Source organism: Comamonas sp. HJ-2 (assembly GCF_053615495.1).
The window spans coordinates 13,879-27,648 of sequence record NZ_JBSIFD010000010.1 but is presented as its reverse complement, the minus strand read 5'-3'; the positions used below and the strand labels follow the sequence as shown (position 1 = coordinate 27,648).

Here is a 13,770-nt window from a genome sequence, read left to right as displayed (position 1 = left end):
AGCCTTCGCCAGAAGCGTTCGTGCAGCGAGATTCTGTCGGTCAACACCGGGCCGGGCTTGCAATTCTGTAAGCTCAGAAGCTTGTCCGCTGCCCCCATACGACTGCCCATGAATGCCCAGACCCAGCCCTCGACAGCGTCTCTGGACGCCCGCGCCACTGCCGCACTGCTGCCATGGTCCGCCCTGGCCGATGAGATCGAAGCACTTTTGCGCCAGCTGCAAAACAGTTGCAGTGTCTCGGTTCCGCCACGCATCGTCATGCCGACGGCTGCGGGCAATTGCCTGTTCTGCATGCCGGCCACCGATGGCCAGGTGGTCATGACCAAGCTCATCAGTTTCACGCCAGGCAATGCCCGGATGGGCAGACCTACCATTCAGGGCGATATCGTGGTTTTTGATGCAGCGACCGGAGTGCGTCAACTGATTCTGGACGGCCCCACCGTCACGGCCAGACGCACCGCAGCCGTATCGCTGCTGGCAGCGCGCCGCCTGGCCCCCAGGCCTCAAGGCGCCCTACTCATCGTCGGCGCCGGCGTGCAGGGCAGCGCCCATATGCAGGCTTTTGCCCAGGGCCTTGGCACGCAGGAGGTCTGGATTCACTCGCGCAGTGCCAGCAGCGCGCAGCGGCTTGCAGACGAGGCCCGCGACCTGGGTCTGCATGCGCGCATCACCGACGACCTGGAGGAAGCCGCCCGGCACTGCCCGCTGATTGTGACCTGCACGCCCGCGCAGGCCGTGGTGCTGCATGAGGCGGCAAGACCCGATGCCTTTGTCTGCGCTGTCGGCGCCTTCACGCCGCAAATGGTGGAACTGGATCCCGAGTTGTGCCGGCGCTTTCTGCACCAGGGCCAGATCGTCGTCGACACCGCCGATGCTGCGCACGAGGCCGGCGACCTGCTGCAGGCCGGCATCGAGGTCGACACCCTGCCCACGCTGGCCGCCGTGGTGCATCAGGACTGGTCGCGCTCCACGAAGCCTGTACTCTTCAAATCCTGCGGCTGGGGCGGCTGGGATCTGGCCGCCACCCGCCTGGCCCTGCGCCAGCACCTGCTCAGGCAACCCGCCTGAACATCCTCCACTTGCTCATTTTTCAGAAGCATCAAGTCATTGCTGAATAAGCGATCCATCCATGCTCTGGATTGCCTTCCCGAGCACTGACTGCGCTGAAAAGCAACGCCATCCAGCCTAATTTGTCTCCCTGATGACAAATTCAAAAAAAGCGGTTTTAATAATACTCAGATTGAGTATAAATATTTAACAGCGCAACTCAGGATGGAGACGATGACGATCAGAACCGTGGAATTCGACCAGCCCGCACCGGGCAGCAGCAGCCAGTGCAGCACAGGCCAGGCCTGGGCCAGGGTGCTGCCGCAGCAAGACCGCCAGCAGCAGCGCGAGACGGCGCAGCGCATCAAGGCTCTTCTCAAGGAACGCAATGCCGTCACGGTCGCCCACTACTATGTGGACGGTGCATTGCAGGACCTCGCACGCGATACCGGCGGCTGCGTGGGCGACTCCCTGGAGATGGCGCGCTTTGGTGCCAACCATCCCGCCAAGACCCTGATCGTGGCCGGCGTGCGCTTCATGGGCGAGACCGCAAAAATCCTCAGCCCCGAGAAGACCGTGCTCATGCCCGACGGCGATGCCACCTGCTCTCTGGACCTGGGCTGCCCGGCCGACGAGTTCAGCCGCTTCTGCGACGCTCACCCCGACCGCACCGTGGTCGTCTATGCCAACACCAGCGCTGCCGTGAAAGCCCGGGCCGACTGGGTAGTCACCTCTTCGGTTGGGCAGGACATCGTGGCCGCCCTGCACGCGCGTGGCGAGAAAATCCTCTGGGCACCCGACCGCCATCTGGGCAGCCACATCCAGCAACAAACCGGTGCCGACATGCTGCTGTGGCAGGGCAGTTGCGTGGTCCATGACGAATTCAAGGCCGACGAGCTACAGGCCCTGGCCAATGCCCACCCCGAGGCCGCGATTCTGGTTCACCCCGAATCGCCGGCCGCCGTCACTGCGCTGGCCGATGTGGTGGGCTCCACCACTCAGCTGATTGCCGCCGTGGGCAAGCTGCCCACCGACACCTTCATCGTGGCCACCGATCAAGGCATTCTTCACGACATGCGCCAGCGCTATCCGGGCAAGCACTTTCTGGCTGCCCCGACGGCTGGCACGGGTGGCAGTTGCAAAAGCTGCGCCTTCTGCCCCTGGATGGCCATGAACAGCCTGCCGGGCGTGGAGCGAACCCTGCTGCAAGGCAGCGGTGCCATCGAGCTTGACGCGATGCTGGGTCTGGCCGCCCGCAAGCCCATACAGCGCATGCTGGATTTTGCCGCTGCCCAGCGCCAGCCGGTACGCGCCAGCGGCGAGCTGGAACGCGACGCGGCCCTGTTCCAGAACTTCGGTCCGGCCTGAGAAAGGACAAGCACCATGCCCCAATCTCAGACTTGCAGCGATGTGCTCATCATCGGCTCTGGACTGGCCGGCCTGACGCTGGCGCTCAGCCTGCCCAACACACTGCGCATCACCGTGCTCAGTAAAAGCAGTGCCGACGAATGCGCCAGCGCCTGGGCCCAAGGCGGCGTTGCCGCCGTGCTGGATCCTGCCGACAGCCTGGAAGCCCATGTTCAGGACACGCTGATCGCCGGCGCCGGCCTCTGCGACGAAGGCGCCGTGCGCCGCATCCTGGAACAAGGCCCCCAGGCTATCGCCTGGCTGCAGGCCCTGGGTGTGCCCTTCAGCACCGATGCAGACGGCCGCCTGCACCTGACGCGCGAAGGCGGTCACAGCGCTCGGCGCATTGTGCATGCGGCCGACCGCACCGGGCAGGCCGTGCACCAGACCTTGCTGCAGGCCTGCCGGCATCTGAAGCACATCACCTTGCTGCAGCATTGCACCGCCATGGAACTGCTGCTGGACGTGCAGCAGCGCTGCGTGGGTGCCAACGTGCGCAATGCCGATGGCCAGCAGCAGCCTATGCTGGCCAGCCATACCGTGCTGGCCACGGGCGGCATGGGCCAGATCTACCCCAGCACCACCAATCCGGCCACCGCGACCGGCGACGGCATCGCCATGGCCTGGCGCGCGGGCTGTGTCGTGCGCGACCTGGAGTTCATGCAGTTCCACCCCACGGCCTTGCAGGTGGGCGGCCGGTCCGTGGGCCTGGTCTCGGAAGCGCTGCGCGGCGAAGGAGCCTTGCTTTGCCTGCCGGACCGGCACGGCCAGCCCGGCGAGCGCTTCATGCTGCGCCACGACCCGCGCGCCGAGCTGGCGCCACGCGACATCGTGGCCCGCGCCATCGACCGCGAGATGCGTGCCCACCAGTTGCCCCATGTGCTGCTGGACATCACACACCGCAGCCGCGACTGGCTGGGCGAGCATTTTCCCGGCGTCATGGCACTGTGCGCTGCGTACGACATAGACATTGCCACCCAGCCCATCCCTGTTGCGCCCTGTGCCCACTATGCCTGCGGCGGCGTGCAGGCCCATGTGGACGGCCGCACTGCCGTGGCCGGTCTATGGGCAATTGGCGAGGTGGCCCGCACCGGCCTGCATGGCGCCAACCGTCTGGCCAGCAACTCGCTGCTGGAGTGCGTGGTCATGGGCAGGTCTGCCGCGCTGCGCATGGCCGAGCAGCCCTTGCACAAACCTGCTGCCATTCCTGGCAGGCAGCGCAAGCCCGGCAAGAGCCTGAGCGCTGAAAGCCAGCAGGAGATGCGCCAGTCGCTGCAGCAGCTCATGCTGCACAACGTGGGCATCGTGCGCAGCAACCACAGCCTGATTGCAGCGGCCAAGCAACTGGTGCTGTGGCGCGCTCAATGGCGCGGTGCCGACCCTGCACTGCGCAACCAGCTGGCCCTGTGCAGCCTGATGGTGGACGCGGCGCTGCAGCGCCATGCCAGCGTGGGCGCGCACTGCAACCTGGACTGGCCGGCGCTCGAAGCGGCAGCCGCCTGATCTCGCCCAGCAGCCACCCTGGAAAGCAAAAAGCCCGCTGTATCCGCAGCGGGCTTTTTTGGCGGAGCAACAGGCCTCAGGCCTTGGGCAGGGTCACGCCATGCTGGCCCTGGTACTTGCCGTTGCGGTCCTTGTAACTGACTTCGCATTGCTCGTCGCCCTGGAAGAACAGCACCTGGGCGCAGCCTTCGCCCGCATAGATCTTGGCCGGCAGCGGCGTGGTGTTGGAGAACTCCAGCGTCACATAGCCCTCCCACTCGGGCTCGAAGGGCGTCACGTTGACGATGATGCCGCAGCGCGCATAAGTGCTCTTGCCCAGGCAGACGGTCAGCACGTCGCGCGGGATGCGGAAGTACTCCACCGTGCGGGCCAGTGCAAAGCTGTTGGGCGGGATGATGCAATAGTCACCCTCGAAATCGACAAAGCTCTTCTCGTCAAAATTCTTGGGGTCCACCACCGTGCTGTGGATATTCGTGAAGACCTTGAATTCGCGGGCGCAGCGGATGTCGTAGCCATAGCTCGATGTGCCGTAGCTGATGATCTTCTTGCCGTCGACCTGGCGCACCTGGCCAGGCTCGAAAGGCTCGATCATGCCGTGCTGCTCCGCCATCTGACGGATCCATTTGTCGCTCTTGATGCTCATTAGAAATCCTGTATCGCTTGATTTTTCATAGCGTTGTGCGCTCACAAATCAAGCGCAAGACCGCTATTTTGCTTGAGAAACAATGGTTTGCTCAATCAGGCGGTCATCTCCGAGGATGATCATGGCAAACAGCAGCTCGTCCAGATTGCGCGCCTGGGCCGTCTTGCGCGCCAGCAGCGGCGTGCAGCCGGGGTTGATGACGACCAGGTCGGCCTCGCAGCCGGGCTGCAGATTGCCGATCACGCCCTGCAGGCCCAGCGCCCGCGCAGCGCCTGCCGTGTGCTGCCACCAGAGGTTTTGCGGCGACAGGCTCTGGCCCTGCTTGGCATGGCTCTCGCGCCCCACCACATAGGCGGCCTGCATGGTGCGAAACGGCGAAAAGCTCATGCCGCCGCCCACATCGCTGGCCAGGCCGTAAAGCATGCCGGCCTGGTCGGCCTTGAGGTAGTCGAAATAGCCGCTGGCCAGAAACTGGTTGCTGGTCGGGCTGATGGCCGCCGCCGAACGCGTGTCATGCATGAGCTGGCGGTCGGTTTCATCGAGCCAGATGCTGTGCGCATAGACCGCGCGCTCGCGCATCAGGCCGAAGTCGTCGTAGACCGCCAGATAGCTGCGTGACTCGGGAAACAGCTGCTTGACCCAGGCAACCTCGTCAAGGTTCTCGGCCACATGGGACTGGATCCAGACATCGCCGTACCTGGCTGCCAGCTCGCCCGCACCGCGCAGCTGCTCGGGCGTGCTGGTGGGCGCGAAGCGCGGCGTGATCGCATAGCCCAGGCGGTCCACGCCATGCCAGCGCTGGATCAGGGTTTCGGTGTCGATCAGGCCCTGCTCGGTGTCGTCGCGCACGCCGTCGGGGCTGTTGCGGTCCTGCAGCACCTTGCCGGCAATCATGCGCATGCTGCGCTTTTGCGCAGCCGTCATGATGGCATCCACCGATGCCGGATGCGAAGTTGCAAAGGCCAGCGCCGTGGTCACGCCGTTGCGCAGCAGCTCGTTCATAAAGAAATCGGCCACGCCATCGGCATATTCGCGATCGTGGAAACGCGACTCGTGCGGGAAGGTGTAGTTCTCCAGCCAGGGCAGCAGGCCCGGGGCAGGCGCGCCGATCACATCGGTCTGCGGATAGTGGATGTGCAGGTCGACAAAGCCCGGTGCCAGCAGCTTGCCGGGCAGGTGAATGACTTGCACGCCTTCGCGCTCAAGATACTGGTCGGCCAGCGCCTGCCAGCTGCCCGCAGCCACCACACGCTGCACGCCCGCGGCATCGGGAGCAACCGCCAGCAAGGCGTCGGAGTCATAAACCGCTTGGCCATCATCGGCGAAGCGCAGCAGGGCACTACGATAGATTTTCATGGACCAGAGCTTACGCGCCCGATCTTGCCTGCGGAACACGGCAGCGCTTATAGAGGCTATACGGCTGCGCGCAGGCCAGGGCTTTCGCTATTAATAACAGAGCATACTGCGCTTTTCATGCATTGAATTCAATGCAATTCATATCCATAAACCAATATCAGCAAGCGATAGCAGCTAGCATTTTAGCTAGTTCAACACCCGAAACCCTGCGCTGCAACACCGCCCTGCCCGCAGCCGCGTAACTAGGCAGCGCAGCTTCTGGCCACGGCCAGAAAGGCGCGCACCGCGGGCGAGTTCTCGCGCTCGCGGTAGGCCAGCGCCATGTGCACGTTTTCCTTGAAGTCACGCAGCGGCCTGAAGGCCACGCCCGGCTGATTGAGCAGGCGGTTCGACTCGGGCAGCACCACAATGCCATAGCCCGCGGCCGCCAGGCTGGTTGCCGTGACGAAGTCGTTGACGCGATAGGCTTCGCGAGCCGAAAACCCGGCCGTCTCGGCCAGCCGCGCCAGCACCTCGGCAAAGCCTTCGCTTTCGTTGATGAACTGCGGCGCAATAAAGGTCTGGCCGCGCAGATCGGCCACGCTGATGGATTCATGGCGTGCCAGCGGGTGGTTCTCGGCCAGCGCCACCATGAAGGGCTCGCTGTGCACGATGACCGCCTTGACGCCCTCGGGGTAACGACGGCGCGGCCGCAGCAGACCGGCATCGATCTCGCCCTGCTGCAGCGCCTGCAACTGGCGCGGCGTCTCCATGGCCAGCACCTGCATGTGCACCTGCTCATGGCCGGGGCGGAACTGCGTGAGCATGCGCGCCAGCACACCCGAGGTCACGGACGAGGAGATATAGCCCAGCTTGACATGGCCGCTCATTCCCTGGGCCGCCAGTTGCCCGATCTGCTGGGCGCGCTCCATATGGCGCAGCACGGCCACTGCTTCGTCATAAAGCAGCTCGCCCGCATCGGTCAGCGTGATGGGCTTGCGCTTGTTGCGCTGCAGCAGGCGCACGCCCAGTTGCTGTTCCAGTTGCTGCACCTGCACGCTGACGGCGGACTGGGCCACGCCCAGCTTGTCGGCGGCACGAGAGAAGTGCAGCTCCTGGGCCACGGTGACGAAGTGCTCGAGTTGGCGGTAGCTGAGCATGGATTTAATCTGAAATTCTTATCAAAAAATGCATTTAACCCCGTAGATCGTATCAAACAAGAAGTGTTCAATCACACCATTCCTGATTGAAGTACCCGCCCACCATGAACGCTACTACCCCCCAGCAACTGATCCAGCCTGCCGCTTACGAGATCGCCGCTCACCCCGAGCATCCCCGCCTGCTGAAGCTGACCCTGAACACCGATGCCCTGAACGCCTTCCTGGCCGATGTGCGCGATATCGACGTGCAGAACCTCGAATACGTGCCTTTCATGCGCTTTCATCTGGCGCGCCGCCTGAAGGCCCACATGGGTGCCGACTTTGGCGAGACCCTGGTGAACATCATCAGGGACCGCAAGCATGGCGGCTTTGTGCTGGGTCTGGAAGGCGTGAGCCAGGATAGCGACGACTACGTGAAGTTCGGCACCGCCATCGGCCATATCCTGGGCCCGGCCAACCACGACTCCATGTCCAACAAGTACTACGCACGTTTCCTGGTCAAGCACACCGACGCCAGCGACTCCTATCTGCGCCAGGCCTATCGTCTGTTCACCATGCACACCGACGGCACCTTCGTGACCGAAGCCACCGACTGGCTGCTGATGATGAAGTTCGACGAGCAGAACGCCGTGGGCGGCGAGTCTCGCTTTCTGCACCTTGACGACTGGAGCGAGCTGGACTGCTTTGTGCAGGACCCGCTGGGCGCCAAGCCCCTGCTGTACAAGGCCCCCGGCTCCAAGAACGTGAACGAGCGCGTGGAACGCCCCGTGTTCTTCCACGGCGAGTTCGGCCTGTCGATCTCCTTCATCGACCAGTTCGTGCAGCCCGCCAACGACGCCGAAGCCGAATATCTGCAGAACCTGTCCGAATCGATGGAAAATTCGCCCGGCACCCGCACCGTCAGCCTGCCCGCTGGCGACCTGGTGGTTCTGAACAACTACTTCTATGTGCATGGCCGCGCACCGTTCGAGCGTAACGAGCAACTGCACCGCGAGCTGATGCGTCAGCGCGGTACATTCGCTCAGTAAACCTTGAACACCTGATGTTTCTGCCACGCCCCCGTGCACCGCAAGTGTGCGGGGGCGCAGCCAGTTAAACCCCTGAATTTCGCTCCCGAGGCGCCCTACCATGGCATCGTCACAAGCCCCTGCTGCAAACGCAGCCTCCACCCCCAAAGCGCAAGCCGCCTACGGCCAACGCGCAGGGCTTCCCCGTCATCTGCAGAACATTCTGTCGCTGCATGACTTCGAGGCCGCCGCACGCAAGCACCTGCCCCGCCCTCTGTTTGGCTATGTCTCCGGCGCGGCTGAAGACTGCGTCTCGCTGCAGGCCAACCGTGACAGCTTCCAGCAATACGGCTTCAGCTCCAGGGTCATGGTGGATGTGTCGCAGCGCAACCAGAAGGTCGAGCTGTTCGGCCAGACCTGGGACTCGCCATTCGGCGTGGCCCCCGTGGGCATCAGCGCCATCAATGCCTACCGTGGCGATCTGGTGCTGGCACAGACGGCGGCTGCCAACCGCATTCCCGCCATCATGAGCGGCACCTCGCTGATCCCCATGGAAGATGTAGCCAAGGCCGCACCGTCGACCTGGTTCCAGGCCTATCTGCCCGGCGACACCACGCGCATCGACGGCCTGATCGAGCGCATCGAAGCCGCAGGCTTCGGCACCCTGGTCATCACCGTGGACATCCCCGTCTGGGCCAACCGCGAAAACAATGTGCGCACCGGTTTCTCGATGCCGCTGCGCCCCTCGCTTCGCCTGGCCTATGACGGCATCACCCGCCCGCGCTGGATGGTGGGCACCATGCTGCGTACGCTGATCAACCACGGCATGCCGCACTTCGAGAATTCGTTTGCCACGCGCGGCGCGCCTTTGCTGTCGGGCACCGCCATCCGCGACACCTCGGGCCGTGACCACCTGAACTGGAAGAACATCGAACGCATTCGCCAGCGCTGGAAAGGCAACCTCATCATCAAGGGCATCCTCAACGAAGACGATGCCGTGATGGCCACCGATATCGGCGCGCAAGGCATCGTGGTCTCCAACCACGGCGGCCGTCAGCTCGACGGCGTGGTCGCGCCGCTGCAGATGCTGCCCTATGTGGTGGACCGCGTGGGCCACCGCACAGCCGTGATGATGGACAGCGGCATTCGCCGCGGCAGCGATGTGCTCAAGGCCGTGGCCCTGGGCGCGCGCATGGTGTTTCTGGGCCGCCCCTTCATGTACGCCGCCGCAGTTGGCGGTGCGCAGGGCGTTCATCACGCCATCACCTTGCTGCGTGACGAGGTGGACCGCAATATGGCCATGCTGGGCGCGACATCCATGGCCGAGATCACCCCAAGCTGCCTGCGCGCGACGCGGGCCTGAAACCGCTCAGCCTCTAAGATAGAACGCTTGAACCATAAAAAAGGAGAGCGTCATGCCCATGTTTGTAGACCACTCGCCCCCTGGCGAGTGCATTTTCTGCAAGCTCGTCAAAGGGGAGATTCCATCGGCCAAGGTCTATGAGGACGATCTGACCATCGCCTTCATGGACATCGGCCAGGCCACGCGAGGCCATGTGCTGGTGGCCAGCAAGCGCCATGCCGTCAATCTGCTGGAGCTGACGCCCGAGGAGGCCGGTGCCGTGATGCAGACGGCCCAGCGCGTGGCGGCCGCAGTGAACAAGGCTTTCGATCCCGACGGCATCAATATCTTCCAGGCCAATGGCGCGCCTGCGGGGCAGACGGTGTTTCACTTTCACCTGCATGTGCTGCCGCGCTTCGAGGGCGATGGCCTGTCCGTGGTCTGGAAGCGCGAGGAGCCGGGCTTTGCAGCGCTGGGAGAGTTGGCTGAGCGCATCAAGGCCCAGTTTTCCTGAAGCAAGCCACTGATAAAAAAGAGCTGCCAGCACTTGATATTCATAGAGTTCAGATAGAAATCTATCTAAAACCCACATTTAGCAAGCGCTGGAAGCTCCTATTTTCAAGCCGCAAATTGCGCGAAGATTGCATCCAGCTTTGCAATCCATTCGGCCTTCTGCGCCTCAGCGGCAAAGCTCGCTTCCAGGCTGTTGCGCGCCAGCTGGTAGGCCTCGGGCGCACCCATGCCCGTGGCGGCAAAGAGCTGGGTGTAGTTCTCGTTGACATAGCCGCCGAAATAGGCCGGGTCGTCCGAGTTGATCATGACCTTGAGCCCGGCCGCCAGAAGGCGCGGCAAATTGTGATCGGCCAGGTTCTTGATCACGCAGAGCTTGAGATTGGACAAAGGGCAGACCGTCAGGGGAATCTGCTCCTTGACCAGCCTCTGCATCAGCAGCGCATCCTGCTCTGACTGCACGCCATGGTCGATGCGCTCCACATTCAGCACATCCAGAGCACCCCAGATATAGGCGGGCGGCCCCTCCTCCCCGGCATGGGCCACCAGATGCAGGCCCAGTTGCTTGCAGCGCGCAAACACGCGCTCAAACTTCTCGGGCGGATTGCCCAGCTCGCTGCTGTCCAGCCCCACGCCGATGAAGCGGTCACGCAGCGGCAGCGCGGCCTCCAGCGTCTGCAGGGCGCTTTCTTCGCTCAGATGGCGCAGAAAGCTCAGGATCAGCGAGGAGGAAATGCCCTGCTCGATCTGCGCATCGCGGCAGGCGCGGTAAAGACCGTTGATGACGGTCTCCATAGCCACGCCACGCTCGGTGTGGGTCTGCGGGTCAAAGAAGATTTCCGTGTGCACCACATTGTCGGCCACGGCGCGATCCAGATAGGCACGCGCCATGTCGTAGAAGTCCTGCTCGTGCAGCAGCACGCTGGCACCCGCGTAATAGATATCCAGAAAGCTCTGCAGATCGGTGAAGGCATAGGCCGCGCGCAGAGCTTCCACGCTGTCATAGGCCAGAGCCACCTTGTTGCGCTGCGCCAGCGCAAAAATCAGTTCGGGCTCCAGCGAACCCTCGATATGCATATGCAGCTCGGCCTTGGGCATGGCTCGCAGCAGCTCCGGCAGACGGGAAACATCTACGGCAGGCACGGTGTTCATCTTTATTCTCCTTGGCGCTACGCGCCGTTCAATGTCTAGCCTATCAAACCGGCGCAGCTCAAGCCATATGGCCAGCCCCGACGAGTCTGTGACTTCGGCCAGGCGGCCACAAGCCAGTGGCGCGGCCTCCCGGCGAGCCGCATGGACGCCAAGCCGGGCAGGCGGCAAAGCCTCTCAGGCCTGTATCAGCAGGTTCCGAAGGCGACCTCCTGGGCCTTCAGGAAACGGCGATAAGCCGACGACATGCGGTCGGCCGCCGAGTGCATTTCTGCGCGCGGATCCAGCGGCAGGGCCTTGGGCAGCTGCGACTCCAGCACCGGCTGGTCCTGCACAAAGATGGTGTGCTGGAAGGTCTGCAACTGCTCATCGGTCGATTCGAAGTCCGCGACCGCCAGACGGAACCAGACGCGGCTGGTTTCGGGAGTGACAGGGCAGATGAACAGGCCGATCTGCTCACGCCAGCCCTGTTTGGAAGTGCCCTCTTCGGGAATCTTGGTCAGCACGGCAGTGTAGGCGGCGGTCACCTCATAGGTGTACTCCACCTCGGCCGCCTGGGTGGAGTGCAGATTGGACTGGGGCTGTACAGCCTTGCAGCCTGTCGCCAGCACGCCGGTGGAGGTGCTCTCCACCTTGTAAGTGGCAATGGCCGTGGCGTCGCGGCTGCCCAGCCAGCCTTCGTGCACAAAGCCGAAGTGGGACATGTCGAGGAAGTTCTCGATGATGCGCGGTGCACTGGCCGCCACATCGTAAGGCCCGCAGTTCACCTTGCGCAGATGTTCATCCGTCTCGGCAGCGAACACGGGCAGCTGGCTGTCGGAAGGCTCCAGGCGCACCCAGATCAGTCCGTAGGCCTCCTGCACCTCGAAGGCCCGTACGCGCTGCGATGCGGGGGGAGTGAAATCGGGCACGGCGGGCACTTTCACGCATTGGCCACCGGAGGAGAATTGCCAGCCGTGATAGGGGCACTCCAGATGTCCGTTCTCCACGCGCCCCATGGACAGGCGTGCACCGCGATGCGGGCAGCGATCCACGAAGGACTGCACCAGTCCCTCGGCATTGCGCCACAGCACCAGCGGCTGTTCCAGCAGCAGCACGGAAAACGGCGCGCTCACCACCTCGGAGGATTGGGCAACAGGATGCCAGAGGGTACGTTCAGTCATGGGGATACTCGTCATTATCGAAATACAAAGGGCCGCTCTGCGGCGGCCCTGTCGCTGCAAGTCGTGTCTGGACGACTGTTAACAGCCAACACTACCCGGCAAACCCGGGGTCTGCCGTGAAGACATGCGCCACAGGCCGCAATCGGTGCGACGAGGCGGCGCGATGCCTGATCCGCAGTGCTTACTTGGCGTCGCCGCCGGGCACTTTGCCTTCCACGCCCTTGACGTAGAAATTGATGCCTTTGAGGAAACCGTCATCGGCAACCTTGTCGGCAGCGATCAGTTCCTTGCCGTCCTGGCCGGTGATAGGGCCCTTCCAGATGGTGAATGTACCTTCCTTCAGTCCCTTTTTCACGTCCTCAACCTTTGCCTTGAGGTCGGCTGGAATGTCGTCAGCCAGTGAGACGATGTCGATCACGCCCTCCTTGACGCCCCACCAGGTCTGGCGGCTGCTCCATTTTCCTTCCAGCGCGCTGCGGGTGGAGTCGATGTAGTAAGGCGCCCAGTTGATGATGGACGAGCCCAGGTGAGCCTTGGGGCCGTAGGCCGTCATGTCCGAATCCCAGCCGAAGGCACGCTTGCCCTTTTCCTCGGCCGTCTTCAGCACCGCCGGCGAATCGGTGTTCTGGAACAGGATGTCGGCGCCGCCGTTGATCAGGCTGGTCGCAGCTTCGGTCTCCTTGGGAGGGCTGAACCATTCGTTGACCCAGACCACCTTGGTCTTGATCTTGGGATTCACGGACTGGGCGCCCAGGGTGAAGCTGTTGATATTGCGGATCACTTCGGGAATAGGCACCGAGCCCACCACGCCCAGGGTGTTGGACTTGGTCATGCCACCGGCAATGATGCCGGCCAGATAGGCACCTTCGTAAGTGCGGCTGTCATAGGTGCTGACATTGGCGGCGGTCTTGTAGCCGGTGGCGTGTTCCCACTTCACATCGGCGAATTCGGGGGCCAGCTTCTGGATCACGTCCATATAGCCGAAGGTGGTACCGAACACCAGCTTGTTGCCCTGCGAGGCCATGTCGCGCAGCACGCGCTCGGCATCGGCACCTTCGGGCACGCTCTCCACATAGCTGGTCTTGATCTTGTCACCGAACTCTTTTTCCAGGGCCTTGCGGGCCTGGTCATGGGCAAAGGACCAACCACCGTCGCCCACCGGGCCGACATAAGCAAAAGCAATCTTCAGAGGTTCGGGAGCAGCGGCCGCAGGAGCGGCAGCGGGGGCTGCTGCCGGCGCAGCTGCTTCTTCCTTCTTGCCGCAGCCCACGAGAGCGGCCGAGGCAATAGCCGTCAGTGCGGCGACCTTGATCAATGAACGCTTGTGCAAATCAGTCATTAAAGTTTCCTTGGAACAAAGAGTGAGGTTTGAAACCGATAGGAGCGCAAGCCCATGGATACCGGTTACACCTTGGGCAATATATGCATAAACTGCGCCAAATTGCAGATAGGTATCCTGAAAACGACAGCGCAAAAAGAAAGGCCCCCTAGGGGCCTTTGATCG

At 63.0% G+C, this 13,770-nt stretch carries 12 protein-coding genes; 6 read left to right on the top strand and 6 right to left on the bottom strand.

The window, feature by feature from the left end:
- Positions 1-108 precede the first annotated feature (108 nt).
- From ACWGXF_RS09240 to nadB, 3 genes are all read left to right on the top strand, one after another.
- On the top strand, positions 109-1,068 hold the full coding sequence (locus ACWGXF_RS09240) for a delta(1)-pyrroline-2-carboxylate reductase family protein (RefSeq protein ID WP_256631270.1): 960 nt from the start codon (positions 109-111) through the stop codon (positions 1,066-1,068).
- A gap of 213 nt (positions 1,069-1,281) precedes the next feature.
- Positions 1,282-2,415, top strand: coding sequence for a quinolinate synthase NadA (gene nadA, locus ACWGXF_RS09235; protein WP_256631139.1), 1,134 nt, complete (start codon positions 1,282-1,284; stop codon positions 2,413-2,415).
- 15 nt (positions 2,416-2,430) lie between these two features.
- Positions 2,431-3,957 (top strand): L-aspartate oxidase, encoded by a 1,527-nt coding sequence (nadB, locus tag ACWGXF_RS09230; RefSeq protein WP_202788828.1) that lies wholly within the window; start codon positions 2,431-2,433, stop codon positions 3,955-3,957.
- Positions 3,958-4,033: 76 nt separating this feature from the next.
- Here nadB and dcd read toward each other — a convergent pair whose 3' ends face one another.
- The 3 genes from dcd to ACWGXF_RS09215 form a co-directional block, all read right to left on the bottom strand.
- Positions 4,034-4,600: a dCTP deaminase gene (dcd, locus tag ACWGXF_RS09225; RefSeq protein ID WP_003052512.1), complete on the bottom strand. Its 567-nt coding sequence runs from the start codon at positions 4,598-4,600 to the stop codon at positions 4,034-4,036.
- A gap of 63 nt (positions 4,601-4,663) precedes the next feature.
- Entirely contained in the window at positions 4,664-5,956 is a 1,293-nt protein-coding gene (gene guaD, locus ACWGXF_RS09220; RefSeq protein ID WP_054074604.1) for a guanine deaminase, read from the bottom strand.
- 242 nt (positions 5,957-6,198) lie between these two features.
- On the bottom strand, positions 6,199-7,095 hold the full coding sequence (locus tag ACWGXF_RS09215) for a LysR family transcriptional regulator (RefSeq protein WP_012839484.1): 897 nt from the start codon (positions 7,093-7,095) through the stop codon (positions 6,199-6,201).
- Positions 7,096-7,199: 104 nt separating this feature from the next.
- Here ACWGXF_RS09215 and glaH point away from each other — a divergent pair, with 104 nt between their 5' ends.
- From glaH to ACWGXF_RS09200, 3 genes are all read left to right on the top strand, one after another.
- Positions 7,200-8,123 carry a glutarate dioxygenase GlaH gene (gene glaH / locus ACWGXF_RS09210; protein WP_054074603.1) on the top strand — a complete coding sequence of 308 codons (924 nt, stop codon included), beginning with the start codon at positions 7,200-7,202 and terminating at the stop codon, positions 8,121-8,123.
- A 100-nt stretch (positions 8,124-8,223) separates the two neighbouring features.
- Positions 8,224-9,465 carry an alpha-hydroxy acid oxidase gene (locus ACWGXF_RS09205; protein ID WP_452101857.1) on the top strand — a complete coding sequence of 414 codons (1,242 nt, stop codon included), beginning with the start codon at positions 8,224-8,226 and terminating at the stop codon, positions 9,463-9,465.
- Between the two features lie 52 nt (positions 9,466-9,517).
- Entirely contained in the window at positions 9,518-9,958 is a 441-nt protein-coding gene (locus ACWGXF_RS09200) for an HIT family protein (RefSeq protein ID WP_046461538.1), read from the top strand.
- Positions 9,959-10,062: 104 nt separating this feature from the next.
- Here ACWGXF_RS09200 and ACWGXF_RS09195 read toward each other — a convergent pair whose 3' ends face one another.
- The 3 genes from ACWGXF_RS09195 to ACWGXF_RS09185 form a co-directional block, all read right to left on the bottom strand.
- Entirely contained in the window at positions 10,063-11,106 is a 1,044-nt protein-coding gene (locus ACWGXF_RS09195; protein ID WP_256631140.1) for an adenosine deaminase, read from the bottom strand.
- Between the two features lie 185 nt (positions 11,107-11,291).
- Positions 11,292-12,266 (bottom strand): aromatic ring-hydroxylating dioxygenase subunit alpha, encoded by a 975-nt coding sequence (locus tag ACWGXF_RS09190; protein ID WP_054074600.1) that lies wholly within the window; start codon positions 12,264-12,266, stop codon positions 11,292-11,294.
- Positions 12,267-12,447: 181 nt separating this feature from the next.
- The gene (locus ACWGXF_RS09185) at positions 12,448-13,605 is read right to left on the bottom strand and encodes a BMP family ABC transporter substrate-binding protein (RefSeq protein WP_003067156.1); all 1,158 of its coding nucleotides are present in this window, start codon (positions 13,603-13,605) and stop codon (positions 12,448-12,450) included.
- Positions 13,606-13,770: the final 165 nt, after the last annotated feature.

Bases quoted from the DNA above. Each gene is read 5' to 3' on its own strand.
- ACWGXF_RS09240 (WP_256631270.1), top strand. From the start codon at position 109: ATGAATGCCCAGACCCAGCCCTCGACAGCGTCTCTGGACGCCCGCGCC.
- nadA (WP_256631139.1), top strand. From the start codon at position 1,282: ATGACGATCAGAACCGTGGAATTCGACCAGCCCGCACCGGGCAGCAGC.
- nadB (WP_202788828.1), top strand. From the start codon at position 2,431: ATGCCCCAATCTCAGACTTGCAGCGATGTGCTCATCATCGGCTCTGGA.
- dcd (WP_003052512.1), bottom strand. From the start codon at position 4,600: ATGAGCATCAAGAGCGACAAATGGATCCGTCAGATGGCGGAGCAGCAC.
- guaD (WP_054074604.1), bottom strand. From the start codon at position 5,956: ATGAAAATCTATCGTAGTGCCCTGCTGCGCTTCGCCGATGATGGCCAA.
- ACWGXF_RS09215 (WP_012839484.1), bottom strand. From the start codon at position 7,095: ATGCTCAGCTACCGCCAACTCGAGCACTTCGTCACCGTGGCCCAGGAG.
- glaH (WP_054074603.1), top strand. From the start codon at position 7,200: ATGAACGCTACTACCCCCCAGCAACTGATCCAGCCTGCCGCTTACGAG.
- ACWGXF_RS09205 (WP_452101857.1), top strand. From the start codon at position 8,224: ATGGCATCGTCACAAGCCCCTGCTGCAAACGCAGCCTCCACCCCCAAA.
- ACWGXF_RS09200 (WP_046461538.1), top strand. From the start codon at position 9,518: ATGCCCATGTTTGTAGACCACTCGCCCCCTGGCGAGTGCATTTTCTGC.
- ACWGXF_RS09195 (WP_256631140.1), bottom strand. From the start codon at position 11,106: ATGAACACCGTGCCTGCCGTAGATGTTTCCCGTCTGCCGGAGCTGCTG.
- ACWGXF_RS09190 (WP_054074600.1), bottom strand. From the start codon at position 12,266: ATGACTGAACGTACCCTCTGGCATCCTGTTGCCCAATCCTCCGAGGTG.
- ACWGXF_RS09185 (WP_003067156.1), bottom strand. From the start codon at position 13,605: ATGACTGATTTGCACAAGCGTTCATTGATCAAGGTCGCCGCACTGACG.